Source organism: Microbacterium sp. S308A+ (assembly GCF_049800815.1).
Lineage (GTDB): Bacteria > Actinomycetota > Actinomycetes > Actinomycetales > Microbacteriaceae > Microbacterium.
In genome coordinates this window covers 461,936-478,731 of record NZ_JBNAFT010000001.1, presented here as the reverse complement: position 1 = coordinate 478,731, position 16,796 = coordinate 461,936, and the positions used below count along the sequence as shown (strand labels likewise).

The window sequence follows — 16,796 nt, the reverse complement described above, 5'->3', positions numbered from 1 at the left end:
CGCGACGCCCAGGATTCAGCCTTCCAGATCATCGACACCCGGTGTCCAGCTGATCCCTGGACGACCCCAGCCCCGTTTCTTGGCGATCTTCTGCGCTGTCTTCCAGTCCCCGTCGGAGAGGCGATCGACGTAGAGGATGCCGTCGAGGTGGTCGAACTCGTGCTGCATGATCCTGGCGCGCCACCCGTCGACCTCGATACGCACGTCCGCGCCCTCGATGTCGGTCCCGGTGACGATCGCCCGATCGGAACGGCGAAGCGGGAACCGCTCACCAGGAAAAGACAGGCAACCCTCCGATTCGGCCTCGGGGTCGGGCTGCCCCGGCACCGGCGGGGCCATCCACAGCACCGGGTTGATGACGACGCCCCGCCATGGGTTGTCGTCATCGTCCACGTAGGAATACGTGTAGAGACGGAGCGGCACGCCGACCTGCGGCCCGGCGAGGCCCACCCCCGGGGCCTTGTCCATCGTCTCGAACATGTCGGCGACGAGGGTGCGGATCTCGTCCGTCACCTCGTCGATCGGCGCCGCGGGGGAATGGAGAACAGGGTCGCCCATGATGCGAATCGGAAGCACAGCCACGGCACCACCCTAGCCGTCTGTCTCCTGTCCCCCCGGAAGACCGGGCTCGGCGAGGCCGGATCGGTGATTTCCAGGCGTCGCCCGGTAGGCTCAGAGGGTGATGTGGGAGGCGATGTCGGTGCCGGCGCAGGATGTCGGCGATCTCGTCGGCGCCTTCCAGAACCCAGGACTGCTCATGGGCATCCCGCTCGCGCTTGCCGGCGCTGTGTTCATGTCGCTGGGAGCTCAGTATCAGCATCGCGGCGTGGAGAAGGTCGAACGGCTCAGCGGAGCCGATGGGGCCACGGGCCTCTCAGCCGATCAGATCAAGCGATTGCTGACACGGCCCTCCTGGCTGATCGGCACGCTCATGCTGGGCCTCGCTATCGTCTGTCAGCTCGGCGCGCTCACGGTCGCGCCGTTGATCGTCGTGCAGCCGCTCGGTGCGATCGCCCTGGTGATGACCACTCTCGTGAACGCGCGGGTGTCCGGCCATGCGCCGACGAGACGCTCCCTCGTGTCGATCGCGCTCTGCGTCGGGGGGATCTTCATCTTCGTGTTCCTCGCCGCGATCTTCGGCTCCGAGCACGCGATCACCGAACGTCAGCTCTTCATGATCCTGGCGATCCTTCTTGTGGTCATCATCGTCCTCGGTGCGAGCTGGCTCGTGCTTCGTCGTCGCATGCGGGCGCTCTTCTATGTGACCGGCGCTGGCATCCTCTACGGCTTCGTGGCGACGCTCGCGAAGGTCGTGATCAAGAGAATCCAAGCGCAGGACTTCGAGTGGGTGACCATCGTCTGCGTGATCGCGCTCATCGCGGCGGCCGCCGCGGGCGCCTACTTCGTGCAGACGGCGTACAGCTCGGGTCCCCCCGACCTGGTGATCGCCGGGCTCACGGTCGTCGACCCGATGGTCGCGGTCCTCATCGGCCTGCTCGTCCTGGGGGAGGCGTCGTCGGCGCCGTTGGGCGTCCTCATCGCCTTCGGGGCCTCCGGTCTCATCGCCATCTGCGGCGTGGTGATGCTCGCGCGCTACCATCCGCAGGTGTTGAGCGAAAGCCAGGAGCTCCCGATCACCCGCGGCAGCGGCGGGGATGTCGGTTCGTCCGATGCCGCCGCCACGAGGGGGGAGAACTCTGAGGCGGAACGTCCACGGCCGCCGTCGAGAGCGGAGGCGTCATCATCGGGCGGCGAGCCAAGGACCGCATCGCCGGAGACCTTCTCCGAGCCTTCGACCTGGCCGACGAACGTCTCCCCGCTCCGCCGTGTCGAGCCTCCCGCAGCTCCGCGGGAGGAGCATGGCGGCGAGGTCAGTAGTTCGGATCGATGAGGTCCGGAGGGACTTCGGTCGTCGCAGCTTCGTCGACGAAGAAGACCGTGCGCTTGCGCCCCTTGGCGCCGGCGGCGGGGACGTTCGCGTAGTTCGCTCCCGCGAGGGCCAGCCCGAGCGCCGAGGCCTTCTCCGCACCCGTCAGCACCAGCCACACGCGCTTGGAGGAATTGATCACCGGTCGGGTGAGGGTGATCCGCTCCGGCGGCGGCTTTGGCGAGTCGCGCACGGGAAGCGCCGCGGCGTCGGTGACCTCGATCTCCGGACGGTCGGGGAACAGCGAGGCGATATGACCGTCGGGGCCGACGCCGAGGAAACACACCGCGAAAGAGGGCCACGGCTGCTCCTCGGTGCCGAAGCGCGAGAGCTCCTCGGCGTAAGCGTGGGCGGCGTCGTCGAGGCTCATCCCCGCGTCGCTGGCCGGCGCCTCGTGGACGTTCTCCCCGGGGACGGGGATGCGATCCAGCAACGCGGCACGCGCCTGGGCGGCGTTGCGCTCAGGGTGCGCGGCCGGGACGAAGCGCTCGTCCCCCCACCAGAAGTGCACGAGCGTCCAGTCGACATGGGCGGTCGCGGGATGCTCCGCCACGGCCCGGAGGACGGCGGAGCCCATCGATCCACCCGTCAGTGCGACGTGCGCCAGCCGGCCGTCCTTCGTCCGCGCTCGGAGCCGTACGAGGAAGCGGTCTGCCACATGCCGAGCGACCTCGGCCGGGTCGGCACGGACGACCACACGTTTCTCGCCGGCATCCATCTCAGGCCTCGCTCCCCGGATGCGAGGATCGCGACGCTGCGCCTTCGGGGGCCGAGAGCTGTTCCCAGCCCACGGTGATGACGCGGCCGTAGAGCACGTCGGGGTCGAGCCGGCGCAGCTCCTCTGCGAGGCATTCGCGCAGTGTCCGCCGGGGAAGATGGAGCTCGTGGTCGGGCTGGCCGGGCTGGGTGAGGACGGCAGTCCCCGGGACGGGACGCTGCAGGAGGATGTCGCCGCTGGCGCGGGTGAGACGCACGGACTTGATGCCCTCCTGCCATGCCTCCGGGTCCTCGTACGACCATCGCACCGGCACGTCGAGGGCCAACTGCAGCCACCCGGCAAGGAGAGCGGTCGAGGGGGAGGCGGCGGCACCGCGGACCTCGGCGGCCGTGACCTCCTCGTAGGGGGGCTGGTCGAGCACGGCAGCGAGCTGCTCGCGCCAGTGCGTGAGACGCGTCCACGCCAGATCCGTGTCGCCAGGCGCATGCGTCCGACCGAGCAGGGCGAGGCGATCGCGGACATCGGGCGTGGTCGCGGCATCGGTGATCCTGCGCTGGGCGATCCGGCCGAGCGGCGAGGAAGCGGGGTCGGTCGGAGCTTCCTCGGGCCACCAGGCGACCACCGGCGCATCGGGCAGGAGCAGGCCGGTGACCAGGCTCTCCTCGTTCTCGGCTGCCTCCCCGTAGGCGTGCAGCACGACGACCTCGCTCGCGCCGGCGTCACCACCCACGCGGATCTGTGCGTCCAGATGTGCGGGGCCCTCGCCGATGGTGAGCACGATCACTCGCATCGGGTGCTCACGGGAGGCGTCGTTCGCCGCGTCGATCGCGGCCTCGGCGACGCCGTTGCGCGCCGCGATGACCAGGGTGAGGACGCGGCCGAGCGCGACGGCACCGCCTTCTTCGCGGACCTTGACGAGCTGTTTCGCGACCTGGCTGACGGTCGTGTCGGGAAGGTCGATGATCACGGGCGTCTCCAGACTCGTCCGTCGCGGGCCAGCAGGTCATCGGCCGAGGCGGGGCCCCAGGACCCTGGCGCGTACTGCTCGAGCGGACCGCTCTGCGCGGCCCAGAACTCCTCGACGGGGTCGAGGATCTTCCACGAGAGCTCGACCTCCTCATGGCGGGGGAACAGCGGCGGGTCGCCGAGGAGCACGTCCAGGATCAGACGCTCATACGCCTCGGGGCTCGCCTCGGTGAAGGCGTGCCCGTAGCCGAAGTCCATGGTGACGTCACGGACATTGGCTCCGGTGCCCGGCACCTTCGAGCCGAAGCGGATCGTCACGCCCTCGTCGGGCTGGACACGGATGACGAGTGCGTTCTGACCGAGCTCGGAGGTCTGATTGCGACCGAAGAGGTGCTCCGGCGCCCGCTTGAAGACGACCGCGATCTCGGTCACCCGCCGGCCGAGACGCTTGCCCGTCCGTAGATAGAACGGAACGCCGGACCAGCGTCGGGTGTTGATCTCCAGCTTCACCGCGGCATAGGTCTCGGTCGTGGACTGCGGGTTCATCCCTTCCTCGTCCAGGAAGCCTGTGACCCGCTCGCCGCCCTGCCAGCCGCCGGCGTACTGCCCGCGAGCGGTGGCGAGCGAGAGGTCGTCCGGGAGGGTGACCGCAGCGAGGACCTTCTCCTTCTCGGCGCGCAGGTGAGCGGCGGAGAGGCTGATCGGCTCTTCCATCGCGGTCAGGGCGAGCAGCTGGAGGAGGTGATTCTGGATGACGTCGCGCGCCGCGCCGATCCCGTCGTAGTACCCGGCTCGTCCGCCGACGCCGATGTCCTCGGCCATGGTGATCTGCACGTGGTCGACGTAGTTGCGGTTCCAGATCGGCTCGTACAGCTCGTTCGCGAAACGCAGCGTCAGGATGTTCTGTACCGTCTCCTTGCCGAGGTAATGGTCGATCCGGAAGATCGAGTCGGCGGGGAACGTCCCCTCCAACGCGTCGTTGAGCGCTCGCGCCGACGCGAGGTCGTGCCCGAACGGCTTCTCCACCACCACACGCCGCCAGCGTTCCCGACCTGGGCGCTCCTCGACGAGCCCGGAGTCTCTCAGCTGCTTGGCGACGAGCGGGAAGTCCTTCGGCGGGATCGAGAGATAGTAGGCGTGATTGCCCATCGTGCCCCGTTCGACGTCGAGCTTCTCGACGGTCTCCCGAAGGCGCCGGAACGCCTTCGCGTCGCCGAACTCGCCGGAGACGAAGCGGATCCCCTGCAGCAGCTGCTGCCAGGTCTCCTCGCGGAACGGGGTGCGGGCGTGCTCTTTGACCGCGTCGTACACGACCTGCGCGAAGTCCTGATCGGCCCAGTCCCGTCGGGCGAATCCGACGAGGGCGAAGCCGGGCGGGAGCAGGCCGCGGTTGGCGAGGTCGTACACGGCGGGCATGAGCTTCTTGCGCGACAGGTCGCCGGTCACACCGAAGATCACGAGGGCGCTGGGCCCCGCGATCCGGTTGAGACGGCGGTCGTCGGGGTCGCGCAGCGGGTTGTTTCCCTGTGAGATGGGGACGGTCATCGAGGGTGTCTCCTAGACGCGGGCTACTGTGCCGCTTCGAACAGATCGAGGACGTCGTCCTGCGCCTCGGCCAGCGTGAGGGTCACGACGGGGCGGCCGTGCGCGGCGAGGACGGCCGCGTCGCCGGCGGCCTGGGCTTCGATGAGCTGGCCGAAGGTGAAGGGCCGGTCGGGGATCTCCAGGTCGACGTCGGTGCGCTCCAGGATCTGGAGGAAGACGCCCTGCGCGGGCCCGCCCTTGTGGTACTGGCCGGTGGAGTGCAGGAACCGTGGGCCCCAGCCGAAGGTGGTGGGACGGCCGGAGTCGGCTGCCACCATCTCGCGGAGTCCCTGGAGCTGCGGCATCTCGAGTCGGTTCACATAGGCCTGGATGGACACGTAGCCGTCGGCGGGAAGCTGGGCCCAGAGCGCGTCCAGCACGCCGGCGATGGTGCCGGAGGCTGCGAGGGCGGGGTCCGTCACGCGCACCTCGACGCCGTCGGCCGTGAACGCCGGGGCGGCCTGCTCGGGCCTGGCGTCCAAGAGGCTGCGCGCAGCGACCTTCGCGGACTCCACGTCCGGCTGGTCGAAGGGGTTGATCCCGAGGAGATGGCCGGCGATGGCCGTCGCATACTCCCAGACGACGAACTGCGCGCCCAACGTGCCGCTCAGCAGGACCTCGCCGGGGTGACGCTCGCGGAGGTGGAACTCCTCCGCGTCGTCGACGAGGCGCACGAGCTGCAGATCGGCCGGGGTGTTCTCCACCTCCGGCGAGACGGGAAGGAGGACGACGGGGAGGATCCCGGTGCCTTCTTTGCCGGTGGACTCGGCCACGAGCTGCTCGATCCAGTCCGGAAGGCCCACGATGTGCGTGCCGTCGCTGATGAGGCCGAGCTTGTCGCGGCGGGCCTCGTCCTCCGCGCCGGTGGCCGCGATGGCGGCGGCCAGGCGGAGAGCGGGGTTCTCGGCGGAGTCGACGGCCACCTGCAGGAGGGTCGCCTCCGCCTCGTCGAGCAGCTCGGCGATGTCGACGCCGGCGAGGCCGGAGGGCACGAGGCCGAAGGCGGTGAGCGCCGAGTAGCGACCGCCGACGGAGGGGTCGGCGTTGAAGACGCGGTGGCCGGCGGCCCGTGCGGACTCGTCGAGGGGCGAGCCGGGGTCGGTCACGACGACGATCCGACCGACCGGGTCGATCCCGACGTCTCGGAACGCGGCCTCGAACGTCCGACGCTGCGAATCGGTCTCGACCGTGGACCCGGACTTGGATGACACCACGAGCACGGTGCGCTCGAGACCGGCGTCGAGCGCCGCGAGAACCTGCCCCGGTGCGGTGGAGTCGAGGATCGTGAGATCCGCACCCGCTGTCTGCGCGATGACCTCGGGCGCGAGGGAGGAGCCGCCCATGCCCGCGAGGACGACGCGGTCGACGCCTTGGGCGCGGAGCTCATCGCGCAGGGCGATGATCTCGGTGACGAGCGGACGGGAGACGCTCACGGCGTCGACCCAGCCCAGCCGCCGAGATGCCTCGCTCTCCGCGGCGGGCCCCCAGATCGTGGCGTCGCCCGCGGTGATACGGGAGGCGATCAGGTCGCCGACCAGACGGGGCACGACCGTGTCGATCGCGGCCTTCGGGGCGCCGGAGACGTGGATCTCGAAGCTCATCGCTGCGCCTCCAGACCTTCCGCGACCTGGGCGAGAAGATCGTGCCAGGAGTCGATGAACTTGGCCACGCCCTCGTCCTCGAGCACCTGGGTGACGTCGGCGAAGTCGACGCCGACGTCGGCGAGGCCGGCGAACACGGCGCGGGACTCCTCGTAGGCGCCCGTGACGGTGTCCCCCGTCACCTCGCCGTGGTCGAAGGTCGCCTCCAGGGTCTTCTCCGGCATGGTGTTGACGACGACAGCCGCGACGAGCTGGGTGACGTAGAGGGTGTCGGGCAGCGAGGGGTCCTTGACCCCGGTCGAGGCCCAGAGCGGACGCTGGCGGTTGGCGCCCGCGGCCAGGAGCGCGGTCGCGCGGTCCTCGGCGAACGCTTTCTCGTACAACTCATAGGCGAGTCGCGCGTTGGCGAGGCCGGCCTTGCTGCGCAGCGCGACCGCCTCCTCCGTGCCGATCGCGACGAGCCGCTTGTCGGTCTCGGTGTCGACGCGGGAGACGAAGAACGACGCGACCGAGTGGATCGTCGAGAGGTCGATACCCGCCTCCTTCGCCTGCTCGAGTCCGGCGAGGTAGGCCTCGATGACCTCGGCATAGCGTTCCAGGCTGAAGATCAGGGTGACGTTCACACTGATGCCGGCTCCGATCGCGGCCGTGATCGCGGGCAATCCGGCCTTGGTCGCCGGGATCTTGACGAGCAGGTTGGGGCGGTCGACCTTGGCCCAGAGCTCCTTGGCCTGCGCGACGGTGCCGTCGGTGTCGTGGGCGAGATCGGGGGAGACCTCGATCGACACGCGACCGTCGATGTGGCCGGTGGACTCCCAGACGGGGCGGAAGACGTCGAGTGCGTCGCGGACGTCCTGGGTCGTGGCCTCGAAGATCGCCTCCTCGGCGGTGGCTCCTCGCCGAGCGAGCTCGGCGACCTGCGCATCGTACGAGGTGTCGGAGGCGTCGGTGATGGCGTTCGCGAAGATCGTGGGGTTCGTGGTGACCCCGACGACGTTGCGCGAGGCGATGAGATCCGCGAGGTTCCCGGATGCGATGCGCGTACGGGAGAGGTCGTCCAGCCAGATGCTCACGCCCGCGGCGGCGAGCTGTTCGGTGGGGGTGCTCATGCGTTCTCCTTCAGAGTCTCGTGGGCCGCGGCCACCACGGCCTCGGCGGTGATGCCGAACTTCTCGAACAGCGTCTTGTAGTCGGCGGAGGCGCCGAAGTGGTCGATCGCGACGGAACGTCCGTGGTCGCCGACGATCCCACGCCAGGTGAGCGCCGACCCCGCCTCGACCGAGACCCGGGCGGTGACCGACGAAGGCAGGACCGACTCCCGGTATGCCTCGTCCTGCTCGGCGAACCATTCGAGGGAGGGAGCGGAGACGACCCGGGCGTTCACGCCCTCGGCAGCCAGGGTCTCCCGGGCGGCGACGGCCAACTGCACCTCCGAGCCGGTGGCGATGAGGATGACGTCCGGAGTGCCGTTCGGCGCCTCGGCAAGGACATAGGCGCCCTTGACGGCGCCGTCGGCGGACGCGAGCACGTCTCCTGACGCCGCGCCTTCGCCGCGCGCGAAGACAGGGATGTTCTGCCGGGTGAGCGCGATGCCGGTGGGGCCTGCGTGCCGGCGGAGAATCTCAAGCCATACGACGGAGGTCTCGTTCGCGTCGGCGGGGCGCACCAGCGTGAAGTTCGGGATCGCCCGAAGCGTCGCCAGCTGTTCAATCGGCTGATGGGTGGGGCCGTCCTCGCCGAGCGCGACGGAGTCGTGCGTCCAGACGAAGATGCTCGGCACGTTCATGAGAGCCGCGAGACGGACGGCGGGGCGCATGTAGTCGCTGAAGATGAGGAACGTCCCGCCGAAGGGGCGTGTCGGTCCGTGCAGCACGATGCCGTTGACGATCGCACCCATGGCGTGTTCGCGGATGCCGAAGTGCAGCACCCGTCCATAGGGGTTTCCGCTCCACTCATGCGTCGACCACTGCTCGGGGATGAACGAGGGAGCGTCCTTGATGGTGGTGAGGTTGGACTCGGCGAGGTCCGCCGAGCCGCCCCAGAGCTCGGGGAGCTCCGCCGCGAGCGCGTTGATCACCTGTCCGGAGGCGGCGCGGGTGGAGACGTCCTTGCCGGCCTCGAAAGCGGGGAGGGCGTTTGCGATCCCCGCTGGCAGTGTGTGCGCCTCGAGGCGGTCCAGAAGGGCCTTGCGCTCGGGGTTGGCGGTCGCCCACGCGTCGAAGGCGGCCTGCCAGGCGGCGCGTGCCTCCGCTGCACGCCGCCCGAGCGCCCGGGTGTGGGCGATCACGTCGTCGGCGACGTCGAAGGACTTCTCGGGATCGAAGCCCAGGACGCGCTTGGTCGCGGCCAGCTCCTCGGCGCCGAGCGCCGAGCCGTGGATCTTCCCGGTGTTCTGCTTGCCGGGCGACGGCCAGCCGATGATGGTCTTCAGGATGATGAGGGAGGGGCGGTCGGTCTCGCCCTTGGCCGCCTCGATCGCGGCATGCAGCGCGGCGACGTCCTCGATGTACTCGCCGGTCCGCTTCCAGTCGACCGTCTGCACGTGCCACCCGTACGCGCCGTAGCGCGCAGCGACGTCCTCGGTGAAGGCGACGTTGGTGTCATCCTCGATCGAGATCTGGTTCGAGTCGTAGATCGCGATGAGGTTGCCGAGCTGCTGATGTCCGGCGAGGGAGCCCGCCTCGCTTGTGACGCCCTCCTGCAGGTCGCCGTCGCCGGCGATCACATAGACGTGGTGGTCGAACGGACTCGTCCCCGGCGCGGCCTCCGGGTCGAACAAGCCGCGCTCGTAGCGGGCGGCGTAGGCGAAGCCGACGGCGGAGGCGAGCCCTTGGCCCAGGGGGCCCGTGGTGATCTCGACGCCCTTCGTGTGACCGTACTCCGGGTGCCCCGGCGTGAGCGAGCCCCATGTGCGCAGCGCCTCGAGGTCGGAGAGCTCGAGGCCGAAGCCGCCCAGGTAGAGCTGGACGTACTGCGTGAGCGAGGAATGCCCGGCCGAGAGGATGAACCGATCGCGTCCGAGCCAGTGGGTGTCCGTCGGGTCATGGCGCAGCACGCGCTGATAGAGGAGATAGGCGGCGGGAGCCAGGCTCATCGCGGTGCCGGGATGGCCGTTGCCCACCTTCTCGACGGCATCGGCCGCCAGGATCCGGGCGGTGTCCACCGCACGTCGGTCGATCTCATCCCACTGCAGTTCCGACACGCCAGAGCCCTTTCCGAGAGATTCGTTCGAGAGCGCCCGTGTCCGGTGCGCGTTCCGCGACATCACGGAAGGCGGGTGTTCGGGCGCGCACGCGTTTTTCAGCATAGTGCGGTCGGACCAGCTCGTCGTCGGTCGGTGGCGATTGCGTCGGCGACCGGTTCCTTTCGGAGGCTTGCCATAGGATGAGGGAGTCGCGCGCGCAATCAGGAGGAGGCGATCAGCATCTCGACGATCACCACGCCGGTGTCGGCGGAACGTTCGCTGAAGCGGACGATACGGGCATATGTCGTCCTCACCAAGCCGCGTGTCCTGGAGCTCCTGCTCGTCTCCACGGTCCCGGTCATGTTCCTTGCCCAGGGAGGCCTGCCCGACCTGTGGCTGGTCGCGGCGACCGTGATCGGCGGGTCGCTGAGCGCCGGCTCCGCCGCCGCGTTCAACATGTACCTCGATCGCGACATCGACGCGCACATGCAGCGAACGGTCAATCGCCCGCTCGTCACCGGTGAAGTGACGCCGCGGGGCGCGCTGATCTTCTCCTGGACCCTGGCGATCCTCTCGACGGTCTGGCTCTGGCTCACCACCAACTGGCTTGCGGCGGTGCTCTCGGCGTCCGCGATCTTCTTCTACGTCGTCATCTACACGATGATCCTCAAGCGCCGTACCGAGCAGAACATCATCTGGGGCGGGATCGCCGGCTGCTTCCCCGTCGTCATCGGCTGGGCCGCCGTCACCGGATCGCTCGACTGGCCGGCCGCCGTGCTCTTCGTCCTCGTCTTCCTCTGGACGCCCGCCCACTACTGGCCGCTCTCGATGAAGTACAAGGAGGATTACGACGGCGTCGACGTGCCGATGCTCGGCGTGACCCGCTCGCCGTCGCAGGTGGGTCTCCAGGTGATCCTCTACGCGTGGGCGACGGTCGCCTGCTCGCTCCTGCTCGTTCCCGTCGCCGGGATGGGGCTGGTCTACACGGTCTCCGCGACGGTGTTCGGAGGCTGGTTCATCTATGAGTCCCACCGTCTGTACAACCAAGCGGTCCGGCGTGACTCGCCCAAGCCGATGCGCGTTTTCCACGCGTCCATCACTTATCTGACGCTGGTCTTCGTCGCCGTCGCGATCGATCCGCTCCTCCCGTTCTGACCCATTCGAGATGACGGCGTCCTGGGGCGACGCTGATCAACATCTCCTCGTCGGCGAGACGATGTGGCATCGGGTCCGATATGACGACCTGGCGAGGCTCGCCCGAGGCGCGTCGCGCATCCGCGCGGTTCCGGGCTCGGAACGGCAGGGATCAGGCCGTGGTCATCGGGCGCTTGAGCTTCGTCACGACGACGACGTAGGCGGCCGCCGACAGGGCTGCGAGCACCATGTGGACGCCGACAAGGAGCACCGGAAGGCCGGTCCGTGCCTGGACGACGCCGACGCCGACCTGCAGGGCGACGACGAGGATCAGCACGAGGAGCCACCGGCGCGGCTCGAGCCGCTGCCCCCAGGCGGCGGCGGCAAGCACCAGGATGAGGCCCGCCAAGGCGTAGCCGGGCCAGGAATGCACATGGGCTAGAACGGTCGCGTCGAACCCGTCCCGGACCACGTTCGCGTCGCCCGAATGCGGTCCGGAGCCGGTCGTCAGGACGCCGAAGACGATGGTGATCGAGAGCACGACGCCCATCACATGGGTGAGGACGGCGAACCATCGGGGCACGGTGGGCTCGCGGGGTCCTGGAGCCGTGTCTATACGGACGAGATACAGAGCGGTCACGCATGCCAGGACCAGTGACGAGGCGTAGTGGAACCCGACGATGAACGGGTTGAGGTCGCTGACCACGGCCATACCGCCGACGACCGCCTGTGCCATCACGCCGATCAGGACGATCCAGGCGAGTGACGAGAGGTCGCGTCGTCGCGTGGTGCGCCGCAGGGAGTCCACGGCGCCGGCGAGGACCGCGACCAACAGTGCTCCGGAGAAGAAGCCGAAGCCGGGCAGCCCGAACGGCGCGGTCACGGCGTATGCTGCTGCGGCGAGCACGATGCCCCCTGCGGCGAACCAGAGCGCCCGCACGACGAGACGACGTCCGCCTGTCGCGTGCAGGGTGAGGAAGAGGACCGCGAGAGCGAGGAGCCCGACGACGCCGGTCATCGTCCGGTTGCCGAACTCGATGATCCCGTGGAAACCCTGCTCGGGCGTCGGGACGAGGGATTCCGGCGTGCACAGCGGCCACTCCGAGCACCCGAGCCCTGAGCCGGTCAACCGCACGGCGCCGCCCGTTCCGATGATGATGACCTCGGCGAGGAAGGACAGCCAGGCCAGGACGCGGAGCGGTCGGCCGATCACGAACCGGTCGGTGGGCACGGGCTGGACAGGGGTCTCGGGCATGGGTCCTCCGGATCCTTCCGATGAGGACGGGGTGGCCCAGACGTCGGAGGGAACCTGTAGAATCGGGGTGTTGGGATGCCCGCGGAAACGCGGAACGCATCTCCAGCAGTTTAGGCGCGAAGCGCCCGTGATGAGGGCCCACCAGCGGCGCCCGCCCCCCGCAGACTCGACGGGGCTACGGCGCGCCGGGGCGGATGACACCGTTGCGGCCCATAAGGAGAGTGTGTGATGTCGGATGTGCTGATCGACCGCCCGGAGCTCGAAGGTCTGGGGGTGTACGAATTCGGCTGGCACGACACGGACGCCGCCGGGGCCAGCGCGAGACGAGGACTCAGCGAGGCCGTCGTGCGTGACATCTCCGCGCTCAAGAGCGAGCCGGAATGGATGCTCAAGACCCGGCTGAAGGGGCTCTCTCTCTTCGGGCGCAAGCCGATGCCGACGTGGGGCGCTGACCTCAGTGAGATCGACTTCGACAACATCAAGTACTTCGTGCGCTCCACGGAGAAGCAGGCGCAGAGCTGGGAGGACCTCCCGGAGGACATCCGCGAGACATATGAGCGCCTCGGGATCCCCGAGGCCGAGCGCCAGCGCCTCGTCGCCGGTGTGGCCGCGCAGTATGAGTCCGAGGTCGTCTACCACCAGATCCGCGAGGACCTGGAGGCGCAGGGCGTCATCTTCATGGACACCGACACGGCGCTGCGGGAGCATCCTGAGTTCTTCCAGGAGTACTTCGGCACCGTGATCCCCCCGGGGGACAACAAGTTCGCGGCGCTCAACACGGCCGTGTGGTCTGGCGGCTCGTTCGTGTACGTGCCCAAGGGCGTGCATGTGGAGATCCCGCTGCAGGCCTACTTCCGGATCAACACCGAGAACATGGGCCAGTTCGAGCGGACGCTCATCATCGCCGACGAGGGCAGCTACGTCCACTACATCGAGGGCTGCACCGCGCCGATCTACAAGTCGGACTCGCTGCACTCGGCCGTCGTCGAGATCATCGTGAAGAAGAACGCCCGTGTGCGCTACACGACGATCCAGAACTGGTCGAACAACGTGTACAACCTCGTCACCAAGCGCGCGGTCGCCCACGAGGGCGCGACCATGGAGTGGGTGGACGGCAACATCGGCTCCAAGGTGACGATGAAGTACCCGTCCATCTACCTGATGGGAGAGCACGCCAAGGGCGAGACGCTCTCGGTCGCCTTCGCCGGCCCCGGCCAGCACCAGGACGCCGGCGCGAAGATGATCCATATGGCTCCCTACACGCAGTCGTCGATCGTCTCGAAGTCGATCGCCCGCGGTGGCGGACGGGCCGGATATCGCGGCGAGGTGCGTGTGGACGCGAATGCTCACCACTCCGCCAACACCGTGCGCTGCGACGCGCTGCTGGTCGACACGAAGTCGCGTTCCGACACCTATCCCGCGATCGACATCCGCGTGGACGACGTGCAGCTCGGTCACGAGGCGACAGTGTCGAAGGTCAGCGAGGAGCAGCTCTTCTACCTGCAGTCGCGCGGGATGCCTGAGGACGAGGCGATGGCGATGATCGTGCGTGGCTTCATCGAGCCGATCGCGCGTGAGCTGCCCATGGAGTATGCGATGGAACTGAACAAGCTCATCGAGATGGGCATGGAAGGATCGGTCGGCTAGATGACGGCCTCGACCACGGCGCCCTCCGCGGCGCAGGACACGAACGCGCACATCGATCCCGCGGCGCAGGTCACCGCGGCGGGGAGCCTCGTCCCCGTCCAGACCCGTTCGGAGCGCCCGCACTCCTTCGATCCCGAGGACTTCGACGCTCCGACCGGCCGCGAGGTCAATTGGAAGCACACGCCGGTGGAGCGGCTCCACGCGCTGCTCGCAGACGAGCCGGGAGACGACGCGGCTGTGTCGATCGACCTCGACAGGGCAGAGGCCTTCCTCGTCCCTGACGAGGCCGACGCGTACGGTCAGTTCTTCCGCCCCGAGGACCGGGTCAGTGCCCTCGCCTGGAAGCACGCCCGCCGAGGTCTGCACCTTCGCATCGAGGAGGGCGATGAGGTGGCGGAGCCGGTGGTGCTCCGCATCGACGGGACCGACGCTGGCACACGCGCCTTCGGCCAGCTCCTCATCGAGGCGATGCCGAACTCGCAGGCCACGGTCGTGCTCGACCACCACGGCTCGGCGCAGTACGCGCAGAACGTCGAGATCATCGCGCGGGAGGGATCCCGTCTCACGGTGGTGTCCGTGCAGCGCTGGGCCGACGACGCGGTCCACGCCGCCGCGCACCAGGCGCGGGTGGACCGCGACGCGGCGCTCACGCACTTCGTGGTGAGCTTCGGCGGAGGCGTCGTGCGCGTCAACCCCAGCCTGGAGCTCGCCGGCGCCGGGTCCGAGGGGCGCATGTACGGGCTCTCGTATGCGGATGCCGGTCAGCACCTGGAGAGCCAGGTGTACCTGCACCACAAGGGCCCGCACACGACCGGTGACGTCCTCTACAAGGGAGCCCTCCAGGGGGAGAGCGCTCACAGCGTCTGGATCGGCGATGTCCTGATCGGCCCGGACGCCACCGGCACCGACTCCTACGAGGCGAACCGGAACCTCGTGCTCACCGAGGGCGCCCGCGCCGACTCGATCCCCAATCTCGAGATCGAGACGGGCGACATCCTCGGCGCCGGTCATGCGAGTGCGACGGGACGCTTCGACGACGAGCAGCTCTTCTACCTGCAGGCCCGCGGGATCGAGGAGGAAGAGGCGCGTCGACTGGTCGTGCTCGGCTTCCTGAGCGACATCGTGCAGCGTCTCGGCATCCCCTCGCTGGAGGAGGAGCTTCTCGCCGCGATCGAGGCGGAGCTCGCGGCGGGACGCGCATGAGCGTGCAGCGCGCCTGTGCGGTGAGCGACCTCGAACAGGACACGCCGCTCCGCGTGGAGCTCGAAGGCGTGCCCATCGCGCTCGTCCTGGACTCCGAGGGCGTGATCCACGCGATCGGCGACACCTGCACCCATGGCGACATCTCGTTGTCCGAGGGGTTCGTGGAGGGGCAGACCCTTGAGTGCTGGGCGCATGGCTCGGCGTTCTCGCTCTGCACCGGCAAGCCGCTCAACCTGCCCGCGTACGAGCCCGTCCCCGTCTACGTCGTCGAGATCGACGGCGACGACGTCCTCATCGACCCCACCGTCACGAAGGACGTGTCCGCGCTCTGAGAGCCGCACGATCCGACGCACGAAAACTCACCATCTGACGAAGGAAATCCGAATGTCTGTCCTCGAGATCCGCGACCTGCACGTGACGGTCGAGACCGATGCCGGGACCACCCCGATCCTCAACGGCATCACCCTGACGATGCGCACCGGCGAGACCCACGCGATCATGGGTCCCAACGGCTCCGGAAAGTCGACGCTGGCGTACACGATCGCCGGTCATCCCAAGTACACCGTGACGAGCGGCTCGATCACTCTCGATGGCGAGGACGTCCTCGCCATGAGCGTCGACGAGCGTGCTCGTGCGGGGCTCTTCCTCGCGATGCAGTACCCGGTGGAGATCCCGGGCGTGACGGTCACCAACTTCCTGCGCACCGCCAAGACGGCCCTCGACGGCGAAGCCCCGTCGATCCGGCAGTGGACCAAGGACGTCAAGGAGGCCATGTCCAACCTGCGCATGGATCCGAAGTTCGCCCAGCGCAATGTGAACGAGGGCTTCTCCGGCGGCGAGAAAAAGCGCCACGAGATCCTCCAGCTCGAGGTGCTGAAGCCGAAGATCGCGGTGCTCGACGAGACCGACTCGGGCCTCGACGTCGACGCGCTCAAGATCGTCTCCGAGGGGGTCAACCGGGCGAAGGCCGAGACCGGTCTCGGCGTGCTGCTGATCACGCACTACACCCGGATCCTGCGCTACATCCGTCCGGATCACGTGCACGTCGTCGTGGCGGGGAAGATCGCCGAAGAGGGCGGGCCGGAGCTGGCGGACCGACTCGAGGACGAAGGATACGACCGGTTCCTCGACCCCGCGGCGCCTATCGAGGCGTAGGCTGAGACCATGACCGCGACGCTGACCGAGGAGAAGTACGACGAGGTCACCGAGGCGCTCAAAGACGTAATGGACCCCGAGCTCGGGATCAACGTCGTCGACCTCGGCCTCATCTACGACCTCGCCTGGGACGACGAGAACGACGCGCTCGTGATCCATATGACCCTCACGAGCGCCGGGTGCCCGCTCACGGACGTGCTCGAGGAGCAGACGGCCCAGGCGCTGGACAACGTGGTGGACCGGTTTCGGATCAACTGGGTGTGGATGCCGCCGTGGGGTCCGGAGCGGATCACCGACGACGGCCGCGACATGATGCGCGCACTCGGCTTCGCGATCTGATCCGGACAGTGTGAACAGGGGGTTGCGGGGGCGCGGGGGGCCCCCGCACCCCCCGGTTGGGCGCCCGGGCGGAGCAGGCGGAG

The 16,796-nt window shown here is 68.7% G+C and carries 15 protein-coding genes; 7 read left to right on the top strand and 8 right to left on the bottom strand.

Going from position 1 to position 16,796, the window contains the following annotated elements; all coding sequences use genetic code 11:
- Positions 1-15: 15 nt before the first annotated feature.
- A complete protein-coding gene (gene def / locus ACP15J_RS02250) occupies positions 16-582 on the bottom strand; it encodes a peptide deformylase (protein WP_424935665.1) in 567 nt (188 codons plus the stop codon).
- A gap of 100 nt (positions 583-682) precedes the next feature.
- On the opposite strand from def, the gene ACP15J_RS02245 reads away from it, so the two are divergent.
- Positions 683-1,891 carry a DMT family transporter gene (locus tag ACP15J_RS02245; RefSeq protein WP_424936059.1) on the top strand — a complete coding sequence of 403 codons (1,209 nt, stop codon included), beginning with the start codon at positions 683-685 and terminating at the stop codon, positions 1,889-1,891.
- On the opposite strand, the gene pgl is transcribed toward ACP15J_RS02245, so the two are convergent.
- Genes pgl through tkt form a run of 6 tightly spaced genes read right to left on the bottom strand, consistent with a single transcriptional unit; the run spans position 1,872 to position 9,998 of the window.
- A complete protein-coding gene (pgl, locus tag ACP15J_RS02240; protein WP_424935666.1) occupies positions 1,872-2,645 on the bottom strand; it encodes a 6-phosphogluconolactonase in 774 nt (257 codons plus the stop codon). The two genes, ACP15J_RS02245 and pgl, sit on opposite strands and share 20 nt — an antisense overlap.
- 1 nt (position 2,646) lies before the next feature.
- On the bottom strand, positions 2,647-3,612 hold the full coding sequence (locus ACP15J_RS02235) for a glucose-6-phosphate dehydrogenase assembly protein OpcA (protein ID WP_424935667.1): 966 nt from the start codon (positions 3,610-3,612) through the stop codon (positions 2,647-2,649).
- The gene (gene zwf / locus ACP15J_RS02230) at positions 3,609-5,156 is read right to left on the bottom strand and encodes a glucose-6-phosphate dehydrogenase (RefSeq protein ID WP_424935668.1); all 1,548 of its coding nucleotides are present in this window, start codon (positions 5,154-5,156) and stop codon (positions 3,609-3,611) included. The genes ACP15J_RS02235 and zwf overlap by 4 nt, the downstream gene beginning before the upstream one ends.
- A 23-nt stretch (positions 5,157-5,179) precedes the next feature.
- Complete coding sequence (locus ACP15J_RS02225; RefSeq protein WP_424935669.1) at positions 5,180-6,796, bottom strand: glucose-6-phosphate isomerase; 1,617 nt, start codon at positions 6,794-6,796, stop codon at positions 5,180-5,182.
- Complete coding sequence (tal, locus tag ACP15J_RS02220; protein WP_424935670.1) at positions 6,793-7,905, bottom strand: transaldolase; 1,113 nt, start codon at positions 7,903-7,905, stop codon at positions 6,793-6,795. Before tal ends, ACP15J_RS02225 begins: the two co-directional genes overlap by 4 nt.
- On the bottom strand, positions 7,902-9,998 hold the full coding sequence (gene tkt / locus ACP15J_RS02215; protein ID WP_424935671.1) for a transketolase: 2,097 nt from the start codon (positions 9,996-9,998) through the stop codon (positions 7,902-7,904). Before tkt ends, tal begins: the two co-directional genes overlap by 4 nt.
- A 243-nt stretch (positions 9,999-10,241) precedes the next feature.
- Between tkt and ACP15J_RS02210 the strand changes: the two genes are divergently transcribed.
- Positions 10,242-11,135 (top strand): heme o synthase, encoded by an 894-nt coding sequence (locus ACP15J_RS02210; protein ID WP_197220390.1) that lies wholly within the window; start codon positions 10,242-10,244, stop codon positions 11,133-11,135.
- A 151-nt stretch (positions 11,136-11,286) separates the two neighbouring features.
- Here ACP15J_RS02210 and ACP15J_RS02205 read toward each other — a convergent pair whose 3' ends face one another.
- The gene (locus ACP15J_RS02205; protein ID WP_424935672.1) at positions 11,287-12,369 is read right to left on the bottom strand and encodes a COX15/CtaA family protein; all 1,083 of its coding nucleotides are present in this window, start codon (positions 12,367-12,369) and stop codon (positions 11,287-11,289) included.
- Positions 12,370-12,597: 228 nt separating this feature from the next.
- Between ACP15J_RS02205 and sufB the strand changes: the two genes are divergently transcribed.
- The 5 genes from sufB to ACP15J_RS02180 are packed head-to-tail and all read left to right on the top strand — an operon-like array spanning position 12,598 to position 16,713.
- Positions 12,598-14,016 carry a Fe-S cluster assembly protein SufB gene (gene sufB / locus ACP15J_RS02200; protein WP_197220370.1) on the top strand — a complete coding sequence of 473 codons (1,419 nt, stop codon included), beginning with the start codon at positions 12,598-12,600 and terminating at the stop codon, positions 14,014-14,016.
- Complete coding sequence (gene sufD / locus ACP15J_RS02195) at positions 14,017-15,219, top strand: Fe-S cluster assembly protein SufD (protein WP_424935673.1); 1,203 nt, start codon at positions 14,017-14,019, stop codon at positions 15,217-15,219.
- Entirely contained in the window at positions 15,216-15,551 is a 336-nt protein-coding gene (locus ACP15J_RS02190) for a non-heme iron oxygenase ferredoxin subunit (RefSeq protein WP_197219901.1), read from the top strand. The genes sufD and ACP15J_RS02190 overlap by 4 nt, the downstream gene beginning before the upstream one ends.
- A gap of 52 nt (positions 15,552-15,603) precedes the next feature.
- The gene (gene sufC, locus ACP15J_RS02185) at positions 15,604-16,374 is read left to right on the top strand and encodes a Fe-S cluster assembly ATPase SufC (protein WP_197219900.1); all 771 of its coding nucleotides are present in this window, start codon (positions 15,604-15,606) and stop codon (positions 16,372-16,374) included.
- A 9-nt stretch (positions 16,375-16,383) separates the two neighbouring features.
- A complete protein-coding gene (locus tag ACP15J_RS02180; RefSeq protein ID WP_197219899.1) occupies positions 16,384-16,713 on the top strand; it encodes a metal-sulfur cluster assembly factor in 330 nt (109 codons plus the stop codon).
- Positions 16,714-16,796 lie beyond the last annotated feature (83 nt).

What these genes read in the sequence shown, in the direction of transcription:
- ACP15J_RS02245 (WP_424936059.1), top strand. Translation starts at nt 683, where the DNA reads ATGTGGGAGGCGATGTCGGTGCCGGCGCAGGATGTCGGCGATCTCGTC.
- pgl (WP_424935666.1), bottom strand. Translation starts at nt 2,645, where the DNA reads ATGGATGCCGGCGAGAAACGTGTGGTCGTCCGTGCCGACCCGGCCGAG.
- zwf (WP_424935668.1), bottom strand. Translation starts at nt 5,156, where the DNA reads ATGACCGTCCCCATCTCACAGGGAAACAACCCGCTGCGCGACCCCGAC.
- ACP15J_RS02225 (WP_424935669.1), bottom strand. Translation starts at nt 6,796, where the DNA reads ATGAGCTTCGAGATCCACGTCTCCGGCGCCCCGAAGGCCGCGATCGAC.
- tal (WP_424935670.1), bottom strand. Translation starts at nt 7,905, where the DNA reads ATGAGCACCCCCACCGAACAGCTCGCCGCCGCGGGCGTGAGCATCTGG.
- ACP15J_RS02205 (WP_424935672.1), bottom strand. Translation starts at nt 12,369, where the DNA reads ATGCCCGAGACCCCTGTCCAGCCCGTGCCCACCGACCGGTTCGTGATC.
- sufB (WP_197220370.1), top strand. Translation starts at nt 12,598, where the DNA reads ATGTCGGATGTGCTGATCGACCGCCCGGAGCTCGAAGGTCTGGGGGTG.
- sufD (WP_424935673.1), top strand. Translation starts at nt 14,017, where the DNA reads ATGACGGCCTCGACCACGGCGCCCTCCGCGGCGCAGGACACGAACGCG.
- ACP15J_RS02190 (WP_197219901.1), top strand. Translation starts at nt 15,216, where the DNA reads ATGAGCGTGCAGCGCGCCTGTGCGGTGAGCGACCTCGAACAGGACACG.
- sufC (WP_197219900.1), top strand. Translation starts at nt 15,604, where the DNA reads ATGTCTGTCCTCGAGATCCGCGACCTGCACGTGACGGTCGAGACCGAT.
- ACP15J_RS02180 (WP_197219899.1), top strand. Translation starts at nt 16,384, where the DNA reads ATGACCGCGACGCTGACCGAGGAGAAGTACGACGAGGTCACCGAGGCG.